Source organism: Anaeromyxobacter sp. (genome assembly GCA_016718565.1).
Lineage (GTDB): Bacteria > Myxococcota > Myxococcia > Myxococcales > Anaeromyxobacteraceae > JADKCZ01.
Map to the genome: position 1 here is coordinate 25001 of JADKCZ010000018.1, position 23347 is coordinate 48347.

The 23347-nt window shown below is 74.3% G+C and carries 19 protein-coding genes; 1 reads left to right on the forward strand and 18 read right to left on the reverse strand.

All coding sequences use genetic code 11. The annotated features are described in order from the left end of the window. Positions 1–97: 97 nt before the first annotated feature. The 15 genes from gmk to lpxB all read right to left on the reverse strand — a co-directional run bounded on the left by gmk (position 98) and on the right by lpxB (position 16410). Positions 98–784 carry a guanylate kinase gene (gene gmk, locus IPO09_19225; GenBank protein MBK9519423.1) on the reverse strand — a complete coding sequence of 229 codons (687 nt, stop codon included), beginning with the start codon at positions 782–784 and terminating at the stop codon, positions 98–100. Continuing rightward, complete coding sequence (locus IPO09_19230; GenBank protein MBK9519424.1) at positions 774–1649, reverse strand: YicC family protein; 876 nt, start codon at positions 1647–1649, stop codon at positions 774–776. Before IPO09_19230 ends, gmk begins: the two co-directional genes overlap by 11 nt. 57 nt (positions 1650–1706) lie before the next feature. Continuing rightward, complete coding sequence (locus tag IPO09_19235; GenBank protein ID MBK9519425.1) at positions 1707–1916, reverse strand: Trm112 family protein; 210 nt, start codon at positions 1914–1916, stop codon at positions 1707–1709. A gap of 55 nt (positions 1917–1971) precedes the next feature. Continuing rightward, positions 1972–2457: an adenylyltransferase/cytidyltransferase family protein gene (locus tag IPO09_19240; GenBank protein MBK9519426.1), complete on the reverse strand. Its 486-nt coding sequence runs from the start codon at positions 2455–2457 to the stop codon at positions 1972–1974. A gap of 8 nt (positions 2458–2465) precedes the next feature. After that, positions 2466–3476, reverse strand: coding sequence for a bifunctional hydroxymethylpyrimidine kinase/phosphomethylpyrimidine kinase (locus IPO09_19245; protein ID MBK9519427.1), 1011 nt, complete (start codon positions 3474–3476; stop codon positions 2466–2468). A gap of 109 nt (positions 3477–3585) precedes the next feature. Further along, positions 3586–4539, reverse strand: coding sequence for a lysophospholipid acyltransferase family protein (locus IPO09_19250; protein MBK9519428.1), 954 nt, complete (start codon positions 4537–4539; stop codon positions 3586–3588). Continuing rightward, positions 4536–5657: a tetraacyldisaccharide 4'-kinase gene (gene lpxK / locus IPO09_19255; GenBank protein ID MBK9519429.1), complete on the reverse strand. Its 1122-nt coding sequence runs from the start codon at positions 5655–5657 to the stop codon at positions 4536–4538. The genes IPO09_19250 and lpxK overlap by 4 nt, the downstream gene beginning before the upstream one ends. Continuing rightward, a complete protein-coding gene (locus IPO09_19260; protein MBK9519430.1) occupies positions 5654–6646 on the reverse strand; it encodes a glycosyltransferase family 9 protein in 993 nt (330 codons plus the stop codon). The genes lpxK and IPO09_19260 overlap by 4 nt, the downstream gene beginning before the upstream one ends. Further along, positions 6643–7923 (reverse strand): 3-deoxy-D-manno-octulosonic acid transferase, encoded by a 1281-nt coding sequence (locus IPO09_19265; protein MBK9519431.1) that lies wholly within the window; start codon positions 7921–7923, stop codon positions 6643–6645. Before IPO09_19265 ends, IPO09_19260 begins: the two co-directional genes overlap by 4 nt. A gap of 52 nt (positions 7924–7975) precedes the next feature. Next, on the reverse strand, positions 7976–9817 hold the full coding sequence (locus IPO09_19270; GenBank protein MBK9519432.1) for an ABC transporter ATP-binding protein: 1842 nt from the start codon (positions 9815–9817) through the stop codon (positions 7976–7978). Between the two features lie 60 nt (positions 9818–9877). Further along, a complete protein-coding gene (locus IPO09_19275; GenBank protein MBK9519433.1) occupies positions 9878–11953 on the reverse strand; it encodes an elongation factor G in 2076 nt (691 codons plus the stop codon). A 72-nt stretch (positions 11954–12025) separates the two neighbouring features. Then, complete coding sequence (locus tag IPO09_19280; protein ID MBK9519434.1) at positions 12026–13717, reverse strand: AMP-binding protein; 1692 nt, start codon at positions 13715–13717, stop codon at positions 12026–12028. Positions 13718–13834: 117 nt separating this feature from the next. Continuing rightward, positions 13835–14500, reverse strand: coding sequence for an NAAT family transporter (locus tag IPO09_19285; protein MBK9519435.1), 666 nt, complete (start codon positions 14498–14500; stop codon positions 13835–13837). 63 nt (positions 14501–14563) lie between these two features. Further along, complete coding sequence (locus IPO09_19290) at positions 14564–15277, reverse strand: polyprenol monophosphomannose synthase (GenBank protein ID MBK9519436.1); 714 nt, start codon at positions 15275–15277, stop codon at positions 14564–14566. Continuing rightward, on the reverse strand, positions 15274–16410 hold the full coding sequence (lpxB, locus tag IPO09_19295) for a lipid-A-disaccharide synthase (GenBank protein ID MBK9519437.1): 1137 nt from the start codon (positions 16408–16410) through the stop codon (positions 15274–15276). The genes IPO09_19290 and lpxB overlap by 4 nt, the downstream gene beginning before the upstream one ends. 441 nt (positions 16411–16851) lie before the next feature. Between lpxB and IPO09_19300 the strand changes: the two genes are divergently transcribed. After that, positions 16852–19503, forward strand: a complete 2652-nt coding sequence (locus IPO09_19300) for a chemotaxis protein (protein ID MBK9519438.1) — start codon at positions 16852–16854, stop codon at positions 19501–19503. 93 nt (positions 19504–19596) lie between these two features. On the opposite strand, the gene nrfD is transcribed toward IPO09_19300, so the two are convergent. Genes nrfD through IPO09_19315 form a run of 3 tightly spaced genes read right to left on the reverse strand, consistent with a single transcriptional unit; the run spans position 19597 to position 23315 of the window. Beyond that, positions 19597–20526 carry a polysulfide reductase NrfD gene (gene nrfD / locus IPO09_19305; GenBank protein MBK9519439.1) on the reverse strand — a complete coding sequence of 310 codons (930 nt, stop codon included), beginning with the start codon at positions 20524–20526 and terminating at the stop codon, positions 19597–19599. A gap of 12 nt (positions 20527–20538) precedes the next feature. Continuing rightward, positions 20539–21081, reverse strand: a complete 543-nt coding sequence (locus IPO09_19310; GenBank protein ID MBK9519440.1) for a 4Fe-4S dicluster domain-containing protein — start codon at positions 21079–21081, stop codon at positions 20539–20541. Next, positions 21078–23315: a molybdopterin-dependent oxidoreductase gene (locus tag IPO09_19315; GenBank protein MBK9519441.1), complete on the reverse strand. Its 2238-nt coding sequence runs from the start codon at positions 23313–23315 to the stop codon at positions 21078–21080. The genes IPO09_19310 and IPO09_19315 overlap by 4 nt, the downstream gene beginning before the upstream one ends. Between the last annotated feature and the right edge of the window lie 32 nt (positions 23316–23347).

Here is a 23347-nt window from a genome sequence, read left to right on the forward strand (position 1 = left end):
CCCGAGGAGTTGCGTCAACGAGAATCTAGCGGGCCGTTCCTGCTGCTGCGAGGCCCCTCGGTGACCGGGCGCCTTGTAGCCGGGTGACGGATTGGAGTCAAGCGCCCTGCGAAAGTTCCCAGCAGGCCAGGCTGACCGCGTCGCGCCGACAGGTCGCGGCCACCCGCTCCGCCGCCTCGTCGCGCCCCCCGGCCAGGCGCGCCCGGGCGGCGGCGGAGATGGCGTCGAGGCTGGCCAGCGCCGTCTCCAGCTGGTCGTTGATCACCACGTACTCGTAGGTGGCGAGGCCGCGGGCCACCTCCAGCCTGGCCGCCGCCAGGCGCCGCGTGATGACCTCCTCGGCGTCGGTGCTGCGACCGCGCAGGCGGCGCTCCAGCTCGGCGACGTCCGGCGGGAGGATGAAGACCGTGGTGGCCTGGCGCGGGAAGGCCGCCTTGAGCTGCTCACCGCCCTGCACGTCGATGTCGAAGATGGCCACCTGGCCGGCCTCCAGCGAGGCCAGCACGGTGCGGCGCAGCGTGCCGTAGCGCTGGCCGTGGACCTCGGCCCACTCGGCCAGCTGGCCCGCCGCCACCAGCGCCTCGAACCGCGGCGGGGCCACGAAGTGGTAGTCCACGCCGTCCCGCTCGGCGCCGCGCGGCGCGCGGGTGGTGGCGGAGACGCTGAAGACCGCGTCGGCGTGGCCCGCCAGGAAGCGGCGGGCCAGGGTGGTCTTGCCGGCGCCGGAGGGCGCGGAGAGGACGAGGAGCTGGCCAGGCAGGCGCGCCGCCGGCTCACTCGACATTCTGGACCTGCTCCCGCATCCGCTCGATCTCGGCCTTGAGCGAGACCACCACCCCGCTGATCTCGGCGTGCTGGGACTTGGAGCCGATGGTGTTGCCCTCGCGGTGCATCTCCTGGACGAGGAAGTCGAGCTTGCGGCCGGCCGGTTCCCCGCTGCCCAGCAGCTGGCGGGCCTGGGCCACGTGGCTGCGCAGCCGCGTCACCTCCTCGGCCACGTCGGTGCGCTCGGCCAGCAGCGCGATCTCCTGGGCCAGGCGCGACGGGTCCAGCGGCACGCCGCGGGTCAGCTCCACCACCCGCTCGGCCAGCCGGGCCCGGTGGTGCTCCACCGCCTGCGGCGCCAGCGCCTCCACCTTGACCACCAGGGCCTCCACCGTGGTCAGGCGGGCCTCCAGGTCGCGGCGCAGCGCCTCCCCCTCGCGCACCCGCATGTTCACCAGGGCGTCGAGCGCCTGGGCCATGGCCCGTTCGCTGGCGGCGCGGGCCGCGTCCAGGTCGGCGTCGCGGTCGTCGAGGCGGATGACGCCCTCGGCCGCGATGATGTCGGAGAGGGTCACCTGCCCGTGCAGGCCCAGGCGGGCCGCCACCTCGGCGTAGGCGCGGGCGTAGGCCTCGGCCAGCGCGGCGTCGACCCGCGGGGCCATCGAGCCGCCGGCCCCGGCCCGCCGCACCGCCACCTCGATGCCGCCCCGGGCCAGCCGGTCCTTGACGGCGCGGGTCAGGTCCAGCTCCAGCGGCGAGAGCTCGCGCGGCAGGCGGACCTTCACCTCGCAGAACTTGTGGTTGACCGAGCGGACCTCGACCACCACCTCCTCGCCGCCGGCGGCGCCTCGGCCAGAGCCGAAGCCGGTCATGCTGCGGATCATCGAGTCACCAGGGGCGAACGCATCGGGGCGGCTCCTCGCCGGGGAAGCGGGCCGACGCTACCGTCGGGGGTGGGGACCGTCAAGCTCGCGCCCGGACTGGGGAATGGGACGGGCCTCGTCGATCAGCATGACCGGGATCCCGTCGTCGATCCGGTAGACCAGGCGGCAGGCCAGGCAGCGGATCTCGGCCTCGGCCTCGCGAAACTCGAGGTCGCCCTTGCACTTGGGGCAGGCCAGGATCTCCTTCAGCTCGGGCGACAGGGCCATGGGGACGCTCCTCGGAGGCGGCACTCTAGGCGCGGGCGCACCCGCCGGCAAGGGCTCAGGGCCCTGGCTTGCGCGCCGCCTCGAGCTGGCCGAGCAGCGCGGTGGTGGAGTGGTCCTTGGGGTCGCCGGCCACCGCCACCCGCCCCCCGTAGGCCCTCACCTCGGCCGCCTCCGGGATGGTCTCGGGCGTGTAGTCGGTGCCCTTGACGTGCACGTCCGGGTGCAGGGCCCGGATGATGGGCACCACGTCGCGGGAGGGGAAGACCACCACGAAGTCCACGCAGGCCAGGCCGGCCACGATCTCGGCCCGCTCGTCCTCCGGCACGATGGGCCTGCCGGGGCCCTTGTAGGCCCTGGTGGAGGCGTCGCTGTTCACCGCCACCAGCAGCAGGTCGGCCTCGGCCTTGGCTCCCTGCAGGTAGCGCAGGTGGCCCACGTGGAACAGGTCGAAGATGCCGTTGGCCAGCGCCAGGGTCCGGCCGGCGGCGGTGGCCTCGGCGCGGAGCCGGGGCAGGTCGTCGAGGGTGACGCGGGCGGACACGGGGCTCCTCAGGGCTGGCGCAGCGCGGCCGCCAGCTCGGCGCGGGAGACGGTGGCGGTGCCCGGCTTCAGCACCTGGAGCGCCCCCGCCACGTTGGCGAGCCGGGCCGCGGTCACCGGATCGCCGCCGGCGGCCAGCCCGGCGGCGAAGGCGGCGGCCACCGTGTCGCCCGCCCCGGTGACGTCCACCGCGTCCTGGCGCCCGTGGGCCGGCAGGTGCACCGCCGGCTGGCCGGGGCGGAAGAGCGACAGCCCGTTGCGGCCGCGGGTGACCAGCAGGACGTCGCAGGCCACGCGCCGCAGCAGCACCCGGGCGGCCTTCTCCAGGCCGCGCGGCTGCGACAGCGCCACGCCGCTGGCGGCCTCCAGCTCCACCTCGTTGGGCTTCACCATGGTGAGCCCGGTGAACTGGCGCAGGGCGTAGCGCGAGTCCACGCAGACCGGCACCCCGCCCCGCTTGAGCGCCCGCAGCGCCTCCACGGCGGCTGGCCCGAGGGTGCCCGAGCCGTAGTCGCTGGCCAGCACCGCGCCGGCGCCCCGCGCGGCCCGGCGCAGCTGGGCCAGCAGCTTGCGCTCCACCGCGGCCGGCAGCGGGCCGGTGGGGGCGCGGTCGAGCCGCAGCATCTGCTGGCGGCGGGTGGAGCGGCCGCCGGCCAGGATGCGGGTCTTGGCCTCGGTGGGACGCCCCTTGACCTGCAGCAGGCCGGTCACCTCGATGCCGCCGCGCTCGAGCTCGTCGAGCAGGGCGGTGCCGAGCGGGTCGTCGCCCACCACCCCGACGGCGCGCACCGTGACCCCCATGGCGGCGAGGTTCTGGGCGGCGTTGCCGGCGCCGCCGGCCTTCAGCTCGGAGCCCTCGTAGCGGACGATGAGCACCGGCGCCTCGCGGCTGATCCGCTCGGTCTCGCCGAAGAGGTACTCGTCGGCCACGAAGTCGCCGACCACCACCACCTCGGCGGCCGGGAAGGCGGGCAGCAGGGCGGCGACGGCGGCGAGCTCCGGCGTGGGTGCGGCGGGCACGGATCTCAAGTACCGCGGGGGGCCTGGGGCGTCAACGTGAGGGCGCCGCGACGCGACGCACGCACCCGCCCCTCACCCCGGCCTCCCCAATGGAAGGGAGAGGGGCCTCTCAAGGAGCCTCGCTCGAGGTCGAGGTCGGGGTCGGGGTCGGGGTCGAGGTCGGGGTCGAGGTCGGGGTCGAGGTCGAGGTCGAGGTCGGGGTCGAGGTCGGGGTCGGTGGCCTGGTCTTCCAGCGCCGGTGCACCCAGTACCAGCGGTCCGGATGGCGCCGCACCCAGTGCTCCAGCTTGTCGTTGAGGAGCTGCGTGAAGGCCAGGTCGTCGGCCTCCGGGTTCCCCGTGTCGGATGGGACCAGCGGCCCCTCGATGAACACCCGGTGTCGCCCGTCGCCGAGCGGCACCGAGAGCGTGAAGATGATGGCGCAGCCGGTCTTGCGGGCCAGGAAGGCCGGGGTCGAGGCGGTGGCGGCCGGCACGCCGAAGAAGGTGGGGAAGACCGGGTGGACCGGCTGGTTCTGGTCGATGGTCCAGCCGATGACCCGGTTCTGCTTGAGGGCCCGCAGGATGGCCCGCATCGTCTGGCCCGGCTCGACCACCAGCTCGTCCACGCCCGACCGCCGCCGCACCTCGCGGATGAGGTCGTTGACCACGTTCTTCCCCATCTTGCGGGCGATCTGGGTGATGGGGACGCCGCGCCGGGTGTTGGCCGAGGCCAGCAGGTCGAAGTTCCCGAAGTGGGCGGTGCAGGCGATCACGCCCTTCCCGCGCGCCGCGGCCGCCAGGTAGCACTCCCAGCCGTCGTAGACGAAGATCCGGTCGAGCGCCTCGGGCGAGAGCGTCGGCACCCGCAGGAAGTCGGGGATCATCTGCCCGAGGTGGCGGTAGTTGGCGCGGGCGATGGCCCGCCGCTCCGCCTCGGGCTTCTCCGGGAAGGCCAGCCGCAGGTTGTCGAGGGCCACCCGGCGGCGGATGCCGAGGGTCCAGGCCAGCCAGCCGACGAAGGCGCCGAAGGCCGAGAGGACGGGACGCGGCAGGGCGCCGAGCAGGTTGAGGACGAAGGTCATGGTGCCGGGATCCGGCGGCGAGCATCCCCCGCCCGCAGGGCGGCGTCGAGGGCCGCGTCGAGGGCCTCGGCGCCGGCGGTGATGGCCGCCTCGATGCGGACCACCACCAGGCGCGGGTCGGCGGCCTGGGCCGGGTCGAGCCGCACCGCGTCCTTCTCGGTGGTCACCACCAGGTCGCAGCCGGCGGCCTTCGCCGCGGCGAAGGCCAGCGCCAGCTCGGCCGGCGTGAAGCGGTGGTGGTCGGGGTGGCGCCGCTCGGCCGCCACGGTGGCGCCCAGCCCCTCCACGGTGCGCCGGAAGGCGCCCGGGCGGGCCAGGCCGGAGAGCAGCAGCACCCGCCGGCCCCGCAGCGCCGCCAGGCCCAGGGAGCGCGCCAGGGCGCCGTCCACCACGTCGATGGGCTGGTGGCGCGACTCCACCGGCGCCCGGCCGGTGGCGGCGCGGGCCAGGTCGCGCCAGCGGTCCAGCAGCGCCGGCTCGGCCTGGTCCACCCGCGAGAGCCAGACCAGGCCGGCCCGCCCCAGGGCCGAGCGTGGCTCGCGGTTGGGCCCGGCCGGCAGGAGCAGGCCGTTGCCCACCGGGTTGGCGGCGTCCAGCACCACCACGTCGAGGTCCCGGGCCAGGGCGCGGTGCTGGAACCCGTCGTCGAGCAGCAGGGCGTCGGCCCCCAGCGCCGCCACGGCCCGGCCGGCCAGGGCGGCGCGCGCCGGGCCGCACAGCACCCGCAGTCCGGGCAGGCGCCGCGCCAGCAGCACCGGCTCGTCGCCGCCCTCGGCGGCGCCCAGGAGCACCGCCCGCCCGTCGGCCACCACCCGCAGGTCCGTGCGGGTGGCGCCGTAGCCGCGCGACAGGACCGCCACGGCGCGGCCGCGCGCCACCAGCCGGGCCGCGATGGCCAGCGTCACCGGGGTCTTGCCGGCTCCGCCCACCGCCAGGTTGCCCACCGAGATCACCGGCGCCGCCGCCCGCGCCGCCGGGAGCCAGCCGCGCCGGTAGGCCAGGCCGCGCAGCGCCACCACCAGGCCGAAGAGCAGCGCGGCCAGCCCGAGGGGCGCGGCCAGCAGCCAGGCCAGCGGGCCCCGCCGCGGCGACCACCAGGCCTGCTCCAGCAGGCTCACCGCAGCAGCTCCCGGGCGGCCGCCAGCACGGCGTCCTCGCCCAGGTCGGCCAGGCAGCGGTGGTGGCCGAGCGGGCAGCGCTCGCCGCCGTGGTTGGAGCAGGGCTGGCAGGCCAGGCCGAGCGAGAGGGCGCGGCCGGGCGGCGGCGGGCCCCAGCGCACCGCCGAGGTCGGGCCGAAGAGCGCCAGCGCCGGGACCCCCAGCGCGCCGGCCAGGTGGACCGGGCCCGAGTCGCAGGCCACCAGCAGCCGCACCTCGGCCAGCGCGGCGGCCATCCCCTCCACCCGCAGCGGCGTGAGGTCGGCGGCCAGGGGGACGCGGCAGGCGGCGCGGAAGGCGGCCACCGCCGCGGCGTCGCCCGGGCCGGCGCACAGCACCAGCCCGAAGCCGTCGGCGTGCAGGCCCTCGGCCACCCGGGCGAACCGCTCGGGCGCCCAGCGCTTGGTGGCCCAGGTGGCGCCAGGCGCCAGCGCCACCAGCGGGCGCGGCGCCCCGGCCAGGAGCTCGGCCGCCTGCGCCCGGGCCCGCGCCGGGAGGTTGATGCGCAGCGGGCCGGGGGGGCCGGCGCCGAGCGGCGCCAGCACCTCGGCGTAGAGGCGGGTGGCGTGGGCCCGGGTGACCGGGCGGTCGCGCCCCAGGAGCGCCAGCAGCGCCTGGCCCGCGCTGCGGCGGTGGTAGAAGAGCCGCCGCGGCGCCGCCGCCAGGGCCAGCCAGGCGCTCTTCACCTTCTCCTGCAGGTCGATGGCCAGGTCGAAGCGACCGCGCAGGCGAGCCCGCAGCGCCGCCGGGCCGTCCTCCCCGGCCTTGCCGAGCCGGTGCACGGCGGCCAGCTCCGGCAGCCCCTCCAGGAGCGGCGCGTAGGCCGGCGCGGTGACCCACTCGATGGTGGCCCCCGGGAAGCGCGCCCGCAGCGGCCCGAGCACGCTGGTGGCCAGCACCACGTCGCCCAGCGCGGAGTACCGGATGACCAGGATGCGCTCGGCCTTCACGTCGGCGCCTTCCCGCGCGGCAGCACCGCCAGCATGTGGTCGACGTTGCGGGCGCTGGCCCCGCGGATGGCCGAGACGGCCCGCCGCGCCAGGGTGCCGAGCTCCTCGAGCTGGTCCGGGCGGGACAGCAGGTCGTCGGCCACCCGCAGCAGCTGCTCCGGCGTGCCCACCTGGATGCCACCGCGCCCCTGCAGCACCTGCACCGAGTCCTTGAAGTTCTCCATGTGCGGGCCGAACAGGACCGGCTTGCCCTGGGCGGCCGGCTCCAGCAGGTTCTGCCCGCCGCGGGTCACGAAGCTGCCGCCCACGAACACCAGGGTGGCCAGCCGGTAGGCCACCGCCAGCTCGCCGATGGTGTCCAGGATGGTCACCGCGGCGTGCCCGGCCGCCGCGCCCCCGCTGCGCAGCCGCACGTCCAGGCCGGCCTCCACCGCCAGCGCCATGATGCGCCCGGCCCGCTCCACGTAGCGCGGGGCCACCACCAGCTGCAGCCCGGGGTGCCGCCTGGCCAGGGTGGAATAGACCGCCAGCACCAGCTCCTCCTCGCCCTCGTGGGTGGAGCCCGCCATGAAGACCGGCGAGACCGGCGAGAGGCCCATCTCGACCCGCAGGGCGTCCTCCCGACCGGCCACCCCGTCCAGCACCAGCGCGTCGAACTTGGTGTTGCCGGTGGCCCAGACGCGGTCCGGCGGGGCGCCCAGCGCCAGGGCCCGCCCCGCCTCCTCGTCGGAGCGCATCAGGAAGCAGTCGATGGACCGCAGCGGGTTGCCGATGGCGGCGAACAGGGCGCGGTAGCGCGAGAGCTTGGCGGGGTTGAACCGGCCGTTGGTGAGCGCGATGCGGGCCCCGGCCCGGCGGGCCGCGCGGATCAGCCCGGGCCAGATCTCGGTGTACTCCAGCACCAGCAGGTCGGGCCGGAGCGCCCGCATGGCCCGGGCGGTGGCGCCCGGCAGGTCGTAGGGCGCGTAGACCACCACGTCGGCCTCGCCCAGCTTCTGGCGGGCCATCTCCAGGCCGCTGTTGGTGATGGTGGAGACGATGACGCAGCAGCCGGGGTGGCGCGCCTTGAGCTCCTTCATCATGGGCTGCAGCGAGAGCAGGTCGCCGGCGCTGGCGCCGTGCAGCCAGATGCGCGGGCTGCCCCGCCCCAGGTCGCGGCCCGCGCCGTACAGGCCGAGCCGCTCGCCGAAGCCGTGGCGCAGCTTGCGGTGCGTCAGCAGCACCGGCAGGCCGACGAGGAAGAGCAGGTAGCTCGCGAGGGCGTACAGGAGGTGCACGGGCGGGCCGAGTCCTAGCCGAACCGGGGCGGTGGGGTGAAGCGCCGGGTGATCACGCCGGCCCCGCCGCGGCCGCCGGGCCGGTGGTGCGCCCGCCCTCGTAGATGGCGTGCAGGCGGGCGTACTCGCCGCCCTGCGCCAGCAGCGCCTCGTGCCGGCCCTCCTCGACCACCCGCCCCTGCGCCAGCACCACGATCCGGTCGGCGTTGCGGATGGTGGAGAGCCGGTGGGCGATGACCAGGGTGGTGCGGTGGCCCTGGCCGCCCAGCCCCATCAGCTCCTCCAGGGCCCGCTGCACCTCGCGCTCGCTCTCGGCGTCGAGGGCGCTGGTGGCCTCGTCGAGGATGAGGATGGGGGCGTCCTTGAGGAAGGCGCGGGCGATGGCGATGCGCTGCCGCTGGCCGCCGGAGAGCAGCACGCCCTTCTCGCCCACCGGGGTGTCGTAGCCCTGCGGCAGCGCCAGGATGAACTCGTGGGCCTGGGCCATGCGGGCGGCGCGCTCCACCTCGGCGGCCGGCACCTCGGGCCTCCCGTAGGCGATGTTGGCGCGGATGCTGTCGTTGAAGAGCACCGTGTCCTGGGTCACCAGCGCCAGCTGGGCGCGCAGGCTGGCCAGGGTGACCTGGCGCACGTCCACGCCGTCCACCGTGAGGGCGCCGGCGCCGACGTCCCAGAAGCGCGGCAGCAGGTTGGCCACGGTGGTCTTGCCGCCGCCGGAGCCGCCCACCAGGGCCACCACCTCGCCGCGCCGGACCTCCAGCGAGAGGCCGCGCAGCACCGGCGCCTCCCCGTAGGCGAAGCTGACGTCCTGCCAGCGGATGGCCTCGCGGAAGGGGGCCAGCACCCGGGTGCCCTGGTCGGGCACCTCGGAGGGCGAGTCCAGGATCTCGAAGATGCGCTCGCCGGCGGCCGCGCCCTGCATGGCCATCTGCCCGACGCGGCCCAGCTGCTTGACCGGCTGGTAGAGGAGCAGGATGGCGGTGACGAAGGAGAAGAACTTCCCGGCCGCCAGCTCCCCCGAGAGGATCAGCCCGCCCACCCACCAGATGGCGAAGGCCAGGCCGGCGGCCGCCATCACCTCCATGAGCGGCGAGGAGAAGGCCCGCACCAGGAAGCTCTTGCGCTGGATGCGCAGCCAGCGCTGGTTGGCCTCGCCGAAGCGCGCCGACTCCCAGGCCTCCATGCCGAAGGCCTGCACCACCCGGATGCCGCTGACCGTCTCCTGCACCATCTCGGCGATCTGGCCGACGCTGGACTGGCCCTGCACCGTGGCCTTCTTGAGCTTCTTGCCCAGCCGGATGACCGGGAAGAGCGTGATGGGCACCGCGCCGAAGGCCATCAGGGAGAGGCGCCAGTCCAGGTAGAAGCAGTTGGCCAGCATGACCACCACCGCCAGGCCGTCGCGGAAGTAGCTGGCGATGGAGTTGGTGACGGCCACCTCGACGGCCGCCACGTCGGAGGAGAAGCGCGACATCAGGTCGCCCGAGTGGCGCCTGGCGTAGAACCCCGGCGAGAGGCGCAGCAGGTGGTCGAAGAGCGCCCGCCGCAGGTCGGCGATGACCCGCTGGCCCAGCATGCCCATCAGGTAGAACTGCCCGAAGTAGGCGAAGCCCTTCACCAGGGCCACCGCCACCATCACGTAGGGCAGCACCGCCAGGATGCGGCCGCGCTCCACCGTGTCGAGCCAGCCCTGGAAGCCGACCGACTCGGGGAGGAACTTGTCCAGCACCGCCATCGAGCCCGGCTTGCCGGTGAAGAGGAACTCCAGCACCGGCCCGAGCAGGTTGACGTAGGCGGCGCTGGCCAGGGCCAGCACGACCATGCAGCCGATGGCCGCCAGGAAGCGGCCGCGGTAGGGGACGACGAACCGGAGGAGACGCAGGTAGGCCCGCACGGGAGGCGCATCCTACACCGGGAGCGCCCGGCGGGGTGGCCGTCCGGCGGGCCCGGCCCGCTACTCCTCGACCCCCTTCACCTTGCCGTCGGCGCGCCGCCGCTCGATGATCTTGGGGGCGATGTGCGGCGGCACCGGATCGTAGTGCGATGGGCTCATGGTGAAGTACCCGAGCCCCTGGGTGAGCGAGCGCAGGTCGGCGTCGTAGGTCATGGCCTCGGCGTGGGGGCAGGTGGCCTTGACGATGATGCCGCGGGCGGCCGGCTCCATGCCCTGCACCTTGGCCCGGCGGCTGTTGAGGTCGCCCATGACCGCGCCGACGTACTCCTCGGGCACCCGCACCTCGAGCTGCATGATGGGCTCGAGCAGGATGGGGCGGGCCTCGGCCATGGCCTTCTTGAAGGCCATCGAGCCGGCCACCTGGAAGGCCATGTCCGAGCTGTCCACGTCGTGGTAGCTGCCGAAGAAGAGCTTGGCCCGGAAGTCCACCACCGGGTAGCCGGCCAGCGGGCCGGAGCCCAGGGCGTTGCGGATGCCCTTCTCCACGGACGGGATGAACTGGCGCGGCACGGTGCCGCCCACGATGCCGTCCTCGAACTCGAACCCGGTGCCGCGCGCCAGCGGCTGCAGCTCCACGTGGGCGTCGCCGAACTGCCCATGGCCGCCGGTCTGCCGCTTGAACTTGCCCTGCGCCTTGGCCACCACGGTGATGGTCTCCAGGTAGGCCGGGGTGGGCAGCGCCAGGGTCACCTCGATGCCGTGCTTGCGCTTGATGCGCTCCACGGTGACCTCGATGTGGGCCTGCCCCATGCCCTGCAGCAACATCTCGCCGGTGTCGGCCGAGCGGGCCAGCTCCAGCGAGGGGTCCTCCTCGATGAGCTTGTGCAGCGCCGCCGCGGCCTTGTCGTCGCCGACCTTGGCGTGCACCGCGTAGGAGACCGGCCGGGTGTGCTGCTTGAAGGCGGGCAGCGCGATGGGCGCGTCGCGGTCGCACAGGGTGTCGCCGGTGTGGGCGTCCTTGAGCTTCATGAGCACCACGAACTCGCCGGGGCCGGCCTCCGCCACCTCGGCGGTCTGGGCCCCGTCGGTGCGGAAGAAGTGGCCGATGCGCTCCTCCGAGCGGGTGCGCGGGTTCATCAGGGTGGTCTCGGGGCGCAGCGTGCCGGAGAAGATGCGCACGTAGTCCACCCGCCCGGTGAAGTGGTCGATGGTGGTCTTGAAGACCTGCCCGCTGAAGGGGGCGGCCGGGTCACCGCGCCGCTCCACCGGGTGCCCGCCCAGGTCCTTGCCCAGCACCGGGTGGGTCTCCGGGCCGGGGAAGATCCGCACCGCCAGGTCGAGCAGCTGGCGCACGCCCAGGCCCGCCTTGGCGGCGGCCACCGCCACCGGCAGGAACCGCTGGGCGCGCGCGCCGGCGGCCAGGCCGCGGGTGATCTCCTCCTCGGTGAGCGGGGCGCCCTCCAGGTACTTGCCCAGCAGCTCGTCGTCGGACTCGGCGGCCGCCTCGATGAGGGTGGTGCGCATGGCCTCGGCCAGCGCCTTCAGCTCGGCCGGGACCTCGGCCTCGACGTACCGCCCCCAGGCCTTGGGATCCACCAGGTGGGCCTTCATGGTGAGCAGGTCCACCAGGCCGCGGGCCGCCGGGCCGACGCCGATGGGCAGCTGCAGCGCCACCGCCTTGACCTTGAGCGAGGTCTCGATGTCGGCCAGCGCCCGGTCGAAGTCGGCCTGCTCGTGGTCCAGGCGGGTGATGACGCCCAGCGCCGGCGTGGCGGACTCGGCCAGCACGTCGAAGGTGCGCTCGGCGCGGTTGTGGCAGCCGTCGGCCGCCGAGATGGCCAGCATGGCGCCGTCGCTGACCTGCAGGGCCCACTCCACCTCGGTGAGGAAGGCGGCGAAGCCGGGGCAGTCGAGGACGTGGAAGCCGCGCCCACCCTCCTCGAAGCTCTCCGGGTGGAGGCTCAACGTGAAGTTGCGCTTCTTCTCCTCGGGCTCGGCGTCCAGGCGCGCCGAGGAGCCGTCCGGGCTGGCGCGCTTGGGATCGCCGACGCGCAGCAGCGCCTCGACGAGGGCGGTCTTGCCGGCGCCGTCGGCGCCCAGCATGGAGAAGGTACGGGTCACGCGGGGAGTGGGCATGGGGGTCTTGGAGCTCCTGCCCGCGTGGCGGAGGACACCGCGCGCGGGCGCACGGGTCACGTGACGGGCAGTCTACTTGAGCTCCGGGAAGTCGTCCTGCCAGAACTCGCGCTCCCCGCGCGCCCCACCCGGGCCGCGCGCCTGCTCCCGCTTGCGCAGCTCCACCCGGCGGATCTTGCCGGAGACGGTCTTGGGCAGGTCGGAGAACTCCAGGCGCCGGACCCGCTTGTAGGGGGCCAGGCGGCGCCGCAGGAAGCGGAAGACCTCCAGGGCCAGCTCCCGGCCCGGCACCTTGCCGGGCTTGAGGATGATGTAGGCCTTGGGCACCAGCCCGCGGACCTCGTCCGGGCTGGGCACGACGGCCGCCTCGGCCACCGCCTCGTGCTCGATGAGGGCGCTCTCCAGCTCGAAGGGCGAGATGCGGTAGTCCGAGCTCTTGAAGACGTCGTCGGCCCGCCCCACGTAGGTGACGTACCCCTCCTCGTCGCGGGTGGCGACGTCGCCGGTGTGGTAGTGGCCGTGGCGGGTGGTGAACTCGTTGAGGTTGTCGTCGCCCTCGTACCCGGCCATCAGCCCGGTGGGCCGGTTGGACAGGTCGATGCAGATCTCCCCCTCCTCCGGCGCGGCGTTCCCCTCCTCGTCGAGGAGCGCGATGGTGTACCCGGGCAAGGCGCGGCCCATCGAGCCGGGCTTGAGCACCTGCCCGGGCGAGTTGCCGATCTGGGCGGTGGTCTCGGTCTGCCCGTAGCCGTCGCGGATGACCACGCCCCAGGCCTTGCGCACCTTCTCGATGACCTCCGGGTTGAGCGGCTCGCCGGCGCTGAGCGCCTCGCGCACGTGCACCGGGTGGGTGGCCAGGTCCTCCAGGATGAGCATGCGCCAGACCGTGGGCGGGGCGCACAGGGTGGTGATGCGGTGGGTGGCCAGCATCTCCAGCAGCCGCCTGGCGTTGAAGCGGGCGTAGTTGTAGACGAAGACGGTGGCGCCGGCGTTGAACGGGGCGAAGAAGTTGGACCAGGCGTGCTTGGCCCACCCGGGAGAGGAGATGTTGAGGTGGACGTCCCCCTCCTGCAGCCCGAGCCAGTACATGGTGGAGAGGTGGCCCACCGGGTAGCTCTTGTGCGTGTGGATCACCAGCTTGGGCTTGGCGGTGGTGCCGCTGGTGAAGTAGAGCAGCACCGGCTCGGAGGCCATGGTGTCGCCGTGCGGGAGGAAGACCGAGGCCTCCTCGTAGGCCTGGTCGAAGGAGAGCCAGCCCGGCACCTGCTCGCCCACCACGTGGCGGCGCTGGTCACCGGCCAGGCCGCGGAACTTCTCGGTGCCGGCGCTGTCGGTCACCACGTGGCCGATGGCGCCCCGCTCCAGGCGGTCGGCCAGGTCCTCGGGGGTCAGCAGCGTGGTGGCCGGCACCACCGCCGCCCCCAGCTTCATGGCGGCCAGCATGACCTCCCAGATCTGCACGCAGTTGCCCAGCATCATGAGGATGCGGTCGCCGCGCGCCACGCCGTGGCGCCGGAAGTAGGTGGCCACGCGGTTGGAGCGCTCGGCCAGCTCGGCGTAGGAGACCTTCACCTCCGCCCCGTACTCCTCGACGATGTGCAGGGCGGTGCGGCCGTTGCCGTCGGCGATGATGTCGAACCAGTCGAGCGCCCAGTTGAAGCGGTCGATGACCGGCCAGCGGAAGTCCCGCACCGCGGTGTCGTAGTCGGTGCGGTGGGCCAGCAGGAAGTCGCGTGAGCGGCGGAAGAGCTCGGTCGTGGACACGGTCGGCCTCTCCTCGCGCCCGAGGGCGCGGGCCTGGTGGGGGTCGGTGGGTGCGGGAGGAGTGTGCCAGGACTGCCGGGCGCCGGTCGTGACGCGCTGCGTCGACGGAGGCTCCGGCTACCTCGGCTGGCCCGCCAGGCCGGCCAGCCCCGGCAGCCCCTCGGCCAGCCCGTCCATCATGAACTGCACGGCGATGGCCACCAGCAGCAGGCCGGCGGCCCGCTCCAGGATGGCCAGGCCGGTGGGGCCGAGCACCCGCTCGGTGCGGGTGGCGCTGGCCAGGATGACGAAGGCGGCGGCGCAGGTGATCCCGATGGCGCCGAGCACCGGCAGCGCGTGCCACCACGGGCCAGCGCGGGCCCGGGCCATGAGGACGATGCAGGTGGCGATGGAGCCCGGGCCGGCCAGCAGCGGCATGGCCAGCGGCACGATGGCGATGTCCTCCTTGCCGGCGCCGGCCGCCACCTCCCCCTCGGTGATGCGGGTCTTGGAGGGCTGGGTCCGGATCATGTCGAGCGCCAGCAGCAGCAGCACCATGCCGCCCGCCACCTTGAAGGCCGGCAGGCCGATGCCCAGCAGCTTGAAGATCCAGGCGCCGGCCAGGGCGAAGGCCGAGAGCACCAGGGCGGCGGTCACCGAGGCGCGCAGCGCCGTCTGGCGCCGGCGCTCGGCCGTGTGGTCCCGGGTCATGGCCAGGAAGAACGGCACGGCCGAGAGCGGGTCCACCACGAAGAAGACCGCCGACAGGGAGACGAGCGAGAGGGCCAGGGCGTCGGAGAACACGGCAGGCTTGTACACCGGCCGGCCGGGGGCGCGCACCCCCTGCCGCGCCGCGCGGCCGGGGACCTACCAGCCGGACAGCCGGATCGACCAGACCTTGCGGATGGCCTCGAGCACGATGCGGCGGGACATCTTGGAGTGGCCCACCCGCCGGTCCACGAAGGTGATGGGCACCTCGCGCACCTGGAAGCCGCGCCGGACCGCCCGGTAGGTGAGCTCGATCTGGAAGGCGTAGCCGGTGCACTGGACGCTGCCGAGGTCGATGCCCTCCAGCACCTCGCGCCGGAAGCACTTGAACCCGCCGGTCAGGTCGCGGATCGACAGGCCGAGGATGGTGCGGGCGTAGAGGCTGCCGCCCAGGCTGATGAGCTTGCGCCCCAGCCCCCAGTTGACCGTGCCGCCGCCCCGCACGTAGCGCGACCCCAGCACCAGGTCGGCGGTCTCGGCCGCCGCCAGCAGCTCCGGCAGGTGGCGCGGGTCGTGCGAGAAGTCGCAGTCCATCTCCAGCACCAGGCCGTAGTCCCGCGCCAGGGCCCAGGCGAAGCCGGCCAGGTAGGCCTTGCCGAGCCCCTCCTTGCCGGCCCGGTGCAGCACCTTGACCCGGGGCTGCCGGGCCGCCAGCTCGTCGGCCAGCCGGCCGGTGCCGTCGGGCGAGTTGTCGTCGATCACCAGGATGTCGACCTGCGGGGCCACGGCCAGCACGGCCTCGACCATGGGCCCGAGGTTCTCCCGCTCGTCGTAGGTGGGCAGGCAGACCAGCGCCTTCCTCGCTCCGCTCATCTCGCCAGCTCCTCCGCCACCACCTGGGCCACCCGCTCCGGCGCGCCCGGCTCGCCGAGCGAGGCCCGCACCTCGGCCAGCCCCTCGAGCTGCGCCCGCCGGGCCGGCCCCTCGGGCAGCACCGCCAGGATCTCCGCCGCCATCGCCTCCGGGCTGGCCCCGCCCTGCAGCAGCTCCGGCACCACGCGCCGCCCCACCAGCAGGTTGACCAGCGAGAAGAAGGTGAGCCGGACCAGCAGGCGCGCCACCAGGTAGCTCAGCCAGGAGAACTTGTAGACCACCACCAGCGGGCGCAGCATCAGCCCGGCCTCCAGCGTGGCGGTGCCGCTCTTCACCAGGGCGGCGTCGCTGGCCCCCACCACCTCGTCGGCGCGCCCCTCCACCAGGGTGACGTCCAGGGTGGCGTGGGCCGCCAGGAAGGGCGCCAGCTCCTCGCGGGCCAGCGTGGGGGCCACCGGCACGGCGAACTGGACGTCCGGGTGGACGGCTCGGATCCGCTCGGCCGCCTCCAGCATGGGCGGGAAGAGGCGCCGGAGCTCGCTGCGCCGGCTGCCCGGGATGAGCGCCACCGTGGTGCGCCCCTCGGCCAGGCCGAGCGCCCGGCGGTAGTGCGCCGGCCCGGCCGGCTGCGGCCGCTCGGCGAACGGGTGGCCGACGAAGGAGGCCCGCACCCCCGAGCCCTGGTAGGCGGCCGGCTCGAACGGCAGGATGCAGAGCATGCGCTCGACCACCTGGGCGATGTGGCGGGCCCGACCCCGACGCCAGGCCCAGATGGTGGGCGAGATGTAGTAGACGACCCGCACCCCCTGCGCCTTGAGGCTGGACGCCAGCCGCAGGTTGAAGTCCGGCAGGTCCACCAGCAGCGCCACCTTGGGGCGGCGCGTCGCGGCCGCGGCCTTGAGGCCGCGCAGGATGGCCAGGATGCGGGGGATGCGCGGCAGCACCTCCACCAGGCCCATCACCGAGATGTCCTCGGCCGGGAAGAGCACCTCGAGGCCGGCGGCGCGCAGCCTGGGGCCGCCCACGCCGAAGGCCGTCAGGCCGGGGCGGAGCCGCTTCAGCTCCTGGAGGACGCGCGCCGCGTGCAGGTCGGCGCTCGCCTCGCCCGCCACGATGAGGATCTCCTCGGCCACGCCGGAGGGCTTATAACACGCCGCTCCCCCCCCCTCGGCCGCCCACCGGCCCCTGGGCGCCTCAGGCGGACCGCCGCCAGGGCCCGGGCGCGCGCCGCGGCGCAGGTCGGCGGCGCCCCCGGGGTCGTCACCTCCCGTGAAGCGCACCCGCCCGCACCAGCTGCGCCGGGCTCGCCAGGGGCCGCGGGCTCCCTCCACGGCGCAGCCCTTGCGCCTCGGCTCGGGTCCGGCGCCCCACCACGCACCTCGCGGCGTCACCCCTGCGCCTCACCGCGCCTCGTCGCCCGGGGCGGTGGCTCCTGGCCGGCGCGCCTTGCGGCCGTTCACCGCAGCGCTGACGGCACACCGGATGCTCCCTCCACGGGCCGGAGGTCACACATGCTCTCGACGATGAGGATGGGCTCGAAGATCCTTGCCGGTTTCGGCGCCGCGGTGCTGGTGATGTTGCTGGTGGGGGTCGTCGCCTACCTCGGCTCGACCACCCTGGCCGCCCACATCGAGGAGCTGAGCGACGTCGAGTTCCCGGCCTACCGCGCCATCGCGACCATCAAGGAGGGGCAGACCGCGGTGGCCCGCGGGCTGAACACGGTGGTGCAGCGGCGCGCCACCGCGGACATGCTGGAGTCCGGGCACGCCGACGTGCGGGACGCCTTCGGGCGGATCGACGGCGCCTGGAAGGCCTTCGAGGCCCTGGAGCGCTCGACGGAGGTCGGCCAGGCGTGGGCGGGGGTGAAGGGCCCGTTCGGCGACTGGCGCGGGCGCGCCGCCCGGCTGCAGGCCACCATCGAGGACCGCACCCGGCGGCTCCGGTCCGGCACGTCCAAGGACGACCCGGCGGTGCTGGCCCTCGACGAGGACATCTTCTCCCAGTACGGGGAGCTGCGGCGGGCCTTCAAGCCGGCCGAGGCGCCGGTGCTGGCGGTGGCCGCCGCCGTGGAGCGCGAGCTCGAGCTCACCCAGGCCGCGTCGCAGCGCGACGCCGGCCGCACCGTGACGGCCCTGCTGATCGCCATCCTGGTCGGGGCGGCGCTGCTCATCGCCCTGGGCGCCCTCCTGGGCAGGAGGATCGGCGGCACGGTGGCGGCGCTGGTGGGGGAGGCGGGCAAGCTGCGCCAGGCGGTGCAGGCGGGGCAGCTCGGGGTGCGCGGGGACGAGGCGGCGGTGGAGGGGGAGTTCCGGCCCATCATCGCGGGCATCAACGAGACCATGGCGGCGGTGGAGAGGCCGACCCGCATGGTGGTGGAGTGCGTGTCGCGGATCGGCCAGGGGGACATCCCGCCCAAGATCACCGAGCGGTACCAGGGCGACTTCGACCTCATCAAGGGCTCGCTGAACGGCTGCATCGACGCGGTGAACGCGCTGGTGGCGGACGCGTCCATGCTGGCCAGGGCCGGGGTGGAGGGGCGGCTGGCCACCCGGGCCGACGCCTCGAAGCACCAGGGCGACTTCCGCAAGGTGGTGGCCGGCGTCAACGACACGCTGGACGCGGTCATCGGCCCGCTCAACGTGGCGGCCCGGTACGTGGACCAGATCTCCAAGGGGCAGATCCCGGAGAAGATCACGGCGGCCTACGCCGGCGACTTCAACACCATCAAGGAGAACCTGAACCGGTGCGTGGACGCGGTGAACCGGCTGGTGGCCGACGCCGGGATGCTGGCCCAGGCCGGCGTGGAGGGCCGCCTGGCCACCCGCGCCGACGCCAGCAAGCACGAGGGCGACTTCAAGAAGGTGGTGGAGGGGGTCAACCAGACGCTGGACGCGGTCATCGGGCCGCTCAACGTGGCGGCCAGGTACGTGGACGAGATCTCCCGCGGGGCCATCCCGCAGAAGATCACCGAGCGCTACGCCGGCGACTTCAACACCATCAAGGACAACCTGAACACCTGCATCGACGCGGTGAACCGGCTGGTGGCCGACGCCGGCACCCTGGTGGACGCGGCGGTGGCCGGGCGGCTCGCCACCCGGGCGGACGCCTCGAAGCACCAGGGGGACTTCAAGAAGATCGTGGACGGCGTCAACCAGACGCTGGACGCGGTGCTGGCGCCCATCACCGAGGCGGCCGGGGTCCTGGAGAAGCTCTCCACCCGCGACCTGCGCGCCCGGGTGACCGGCAGCTACCAGGGCGAGCACGCCAGGATCAAGGACTCCCTCAACGCCACGGGGCAGGCCCTGGAGGAGGCCATCTCCCAGGTGGCCGCGGCGGTGGAGCAGGTGTCGAGCGCGTCGCAGCAGATCGCCGCCTCGTCGCAGGCGGTGGCCTCCGGCGCGTCCGAGCAGGCCTCCTCGCTCGAGCAGACCAGCTCGTCCCTCGAGTCGGTGCTCTCCATCACCAGGCAGGCCACCGACCACGCCCAGCAGGCCAACACGCTGGCCGCCGAGGCCCGCACCGCCGCCACCGACGGCGCGGCGGCGGTGGAGCAGATGCAGGGGGCCATGGGGAAGATCAAGGCCTCGGCCGAGAGCACCTCGCAGATCATCCGGGACATCAACGACATCGCCTTCCAGACCAACCTCTTGGCCCTGAACGCGGCCGTCGAGGCGGCCCGGGCCGGCGAGGCCGGCCGCGGCTTCGCGGTGGTCGCCGAGGAGGTCCGCAGCCTGGCGCTGCGCGCCAAGGAGGCGGCCATGAAGACCGAGGAGCTCATCCGCCAGTCGGTCAAGCAGGCCGGTGAGGGCGAGGTGACGGCCAGGCACATGGCCGGGAAGCTCGGCGAGATCGTCAGCGGCATCGGCAAGGTCTCGGACATCGTCTCGGAGATCGCCGCCGCCGCGAAGGAGCAGTCGTCCGGCATCGACCAGGTCAACCAGGCCGTTGGGGAGATGGACAAGGTGACCCAGCAGAACGCCGCCTCCGCCGAGGAGTCCTCCTCCGCGGCCAGCGAGCTGAACGGCCAGGCCGAGGAGCTGGCCGCCATGGTCGGCGCCTTCCAGCTGAGCCGGGGCGCCACGAGCGGCCAGGTGCGGCGCCCGACCGCCACCTCGCAGCAGGCGCGCGCCGCCGCCCCGACCCGGAGGCCCGCCGCGGCGCTCAGGGGCAAGCCCGGGCCGGACGCCTTCCCCATGGACCAGGCCGACGACGTCAGGGACTTCTAGGCGGGAGCGGGCCGGCGCACCGCCGCGGGGCGCACCTCGACTCCGCGCCTGCGGCGCTCCGCTCGGTGCGAACGGGGGGGGGCCTGCCCTCCCCTACACCTGCCCGGCCGCCACCATGATCCAGCGCAGCGCCAGCCCGCCCACCAGCACCAGGGCCGGGGCCACCAGCGTGGCGCGCAGCACCTTTCGGCCCTCCAGGACCTCCAGCAGCGCCGGCACGCCCAGGCCCGTCACCACCACCAGCGCCCAGAAGGCCGCGGTGTAGGGCCCGCCCAGGAGCAGGCCCGCCGCCGCCTGGCTGGCCGCCGGCCCGGAGGCCAGGCCCACCAGGAAGAGGAGCAGCAGCACCACCTCGGCGCCGATGGCCCACAGGTCCCACCGGGCCAGCGCGTGGCGCTCGTCGTGGCTCACCGGGAAGAGCATGAGCAGGGCCGCGCCGGTGGAGAGGCCCGAGACCAGGAAGAGCGGCCCCAGCACCGAGGAGGCCCACAGCGCCCGGGCCCCCAGCGTGGAGAGCAGGACGCCGGTGTAGAGCCCCAGGCCGATGCCCACCACCAGGTTGGCGGCCCGCAGCCCCTCCGCCCGAGGCAGGGCCAGGGCGCGCGCCCGGCGCACCAGCCCGCCGAGCGGCCCCAGCCGGCCCGCCAGCCACCCGGCCTGGTCGTCGGCCAGCGCCGCCAGCGCCACCAGCAGCGACACCGGGTAGACCACCAGCAGGATCCAGGCGCCCCAGCTCATGGGGGAGGTCCAGCGGAAGGCCAGGTAGAAGCGCCAGACGAAGAGCTTGTGCTCCAGGTCCAGGAAGAGGGCCACCATGCCCACCGTCACCAGCGCCGGGGCCGCGAAGGGGAGCCAGCGCAAGGCCCGCGAGCGCTCCCCCGGCCGGGCCAGCAAGAGGGTGGTCAGGATCATCACCCCGGCGGCCATGCCGCCCAGGAACAGGTAGACGGGGATCTCCCAGCCCCAGACGTGCAGCTGCGGATCGACCAGGTGGCTGTGACGGGCGACGTCGAGCTCGGTCATGGCGACTCCCGCCTAGGTGAGGAAGAAGACGTAGGGCCGGGTGCCGGCCCCGGGCTGGAGGACCAGGTTGGGCCGCCGGTTCACCAGGCGGGACACCTCGCTGGCCGGGTCGGCCAGGTCGCCGAAGGTGAGCGCCCGGGTCGGGCAGGTCTCCTGGCAGGCCGGCACCTGGCCGCGCTCGACGCGGTGCAGGCAGAAGGTGCACTTGTCCACGTAGCCGTCGGGGTGGACCCAGCGGGCGCCGTAGGGGCAGGAGGCCATGCAGGCCTTGCAGCCGGTGCACTTGTGCTTGCTCACCAGCACCACCCCCCCGTCGGCCACGTGGCTGGCGCCGGTGGGGCAGGCGGCCACGCAGGGCGTGTCGCCGCAGTGGTTGCAGCGCTCGGAGCGGATCTGCATGGTCAGGTCGGGGAAGGTCCCGTGGACCTCCTGCACGATCCAGTCGCGGAAGCCGCCGCTGGGCAGGGCGTTCTCGGTCTTGCAGGAGATGACGCAGGCGTTGCAGCCCACGCAGCGGCGGGTGTCCACCGCCATGGCGTAGCGGCGGGCGGTCATGCCACCTCCGGCGCGCGCTCGAAGCGCACGAAGTTCACGTTCATGCCTGTGCCGCCCATGATGGGGTCCAGCTTGTAGCGGGTGGTGAGGAGGGCGTCGGAGGCGCCGCGCCCGAAGGCGTAGCGCTGCTTCGCGGCGGTCTGGCCCCAGCCGTGGACCATGAAGACGCAGTCGGTGCGGATGCGCTGGGTCAGCTTCACCTTCACCGGGGTGGAGCGGACGCCGTCCTGGTTGACCAGCACCACCTTCTCGCCCTGCTCCAGGGGCCTGCGCTCGAAGCCCGGCAGGCGGGCCGCCGCGTCGGCGTTGAGCCAGACCTCGTTCTCCGGGTAGGGCTCGGCCAGCAGGCGGTTGTTGACGGTGCGGCCGAAGGTGTGGAGCGGCGCCCGGCCCGAGAGGAGCCGGAAGTGGTCGGGCGGGGCCTCCTCCTGCGGCCGGAAGACCGGCAGGGGGTCGAAGTCGAGGTCGGCCAGCTCCTGGGAGTAGAGCTCGATCTTGCCGCTCTCGGTCTCGAGCGTGAGCTCGGCCCCGTCCTCCTGGCAGGTGGGGAAGGGCTCGCCCATGAGGACGCCGGTGGTGGAGAGGACCTCCCAGCTCTGCCCCTTCACCGCCAGGCGCGCCTGCACGTACTCGCGGGCGTCCTTCCAGGGGAAGTGGCTGGAGAGGCCCACCTTGGCGGCCAGCTCCTTCACGATCCACCAGCCGGGCTTGGAGTCGTAGAGCGGCGGCACCACCATCTGCCGCACCGCCAGGAAGGGCTGGCGCCAGGGGCCGTTCCAGGCGTCGTCGTCGCGCTCCAGGTAGGTGGCCTCGGGCAGGACCACGTCGGCGAAGCCGCAGATCTCGGCCGGGAGCACGTCGACCGCCACCAGCAGCTCCAGCTGCTGGATGGCCTCGATGAGCCGGGGCCGGTCGGGCATGGCCTGGATGAGGTTGCAGCCGTAGACCATCCAGGCCTTCAGGTCGTAGAGCGACTGGCCGGGCCGGGTGGCGTCGCACAGACCGCTGGCCAGCACCTCGGAGGCCAGCGGATACCGGCCGCCCTTTGGCTTGTCCACCTTGGGGCGGGTGGCCGGCGGCGGCAGGCCGCCGTGCGGGTAGCCGGCCAGCGGGAACTTGTCCTGCTTGACGTAGCCGCCGCGGCGGCCCCAGCTGCCCAGCAGGGCCACCAGGATGGCCATGGCCCGCTCGCGCTGGGTGTCGTCCCCGTACCAGACCGTGTGGCGCCCCGGGTGGATGAGCGAGGCGGGACGCGCCGCGCCGATGAGGCGGGCCGAGGCGCGGATCAGCCCGGGGTCGAGCCCGGTGATGGCCCCGGCCCACTCGGGCGTCGAGGTGGCCACGTGGGCCTTGAGCTCCTCGAGGCCGGTGGCGTGCTCCGCCAGGTAGGCGGCGTCGTAGAGCCCCTCCGCCAGCAGCACGTGGATCCAGGAGAGCAGCAGCGCGATGTCGGTGCCCGGCTTGATGGGCAGCCAGTAGCGCGCCTTGGAGGCGGCCACCGAGAAGCGCGGGTCCACCACCACCAGCTGGGCGCCGGCGCCCAGGGCGTCGGCCAGCTCCTGCACCTGGGTGTTGTGCATGTTCTCGCCCAGGTGGCTGCCGATGAGGGTGATGCACCGGGCGTTGGCCAGGTCCAGCGGCTCCGGCGAGCCGAGCGGCGTGCCGAAGGTGAGCTGGAAGGCCGCCTCGCGCGGCCCGCGGCACTGGGCGTAGGACGGCGCGCCGATGTTGGGCGAGCCCCAGGCCTTCATGAACTGCTTGAACCAGGCGCCGCCCGAGCCGTGCGTGAAGAGGGCCAGGGCCTCCGGCCCGTGGCGCTGCTTCACCCCCTCCAGCCCCTCGGCCACCTTGCCCAGGGCGGCGTCCCAGGAGACCTCCTCGAAGACGTCCTCGCCCCGCTTGGCGCGGCGCAGCAGCGGCCGCTGCAGCCGGTCGGGGTCGTAGAGCAGCCCGGTGCCGCCGGCGCCGCGCGGGCACAACATGCCGCGCGAGAGGGGGTGGGCCGGGTTGCCGGTGATCTTGGTGACCCGCCCGTCCTTGACGTGGGCCAGCACGCCGCAGCCCCAGAAGCAGAGCTCGCAGTAGGAGGCGACCACCTGGTCGCCGTCGGTGCGCGGGTCGGGGGTGGGGTCCCCGTCCAGCCCCCACCAGCGGGTGGGCAGGCCGGTGGCCAGCGCCGCGCCGCCCGCGCCGCCCGCCCCGATCTGGATGAACTGCCGCCGTGACAGCGCCATGGTGTGCTCCTCGACGGACTGCGGACGTGGCT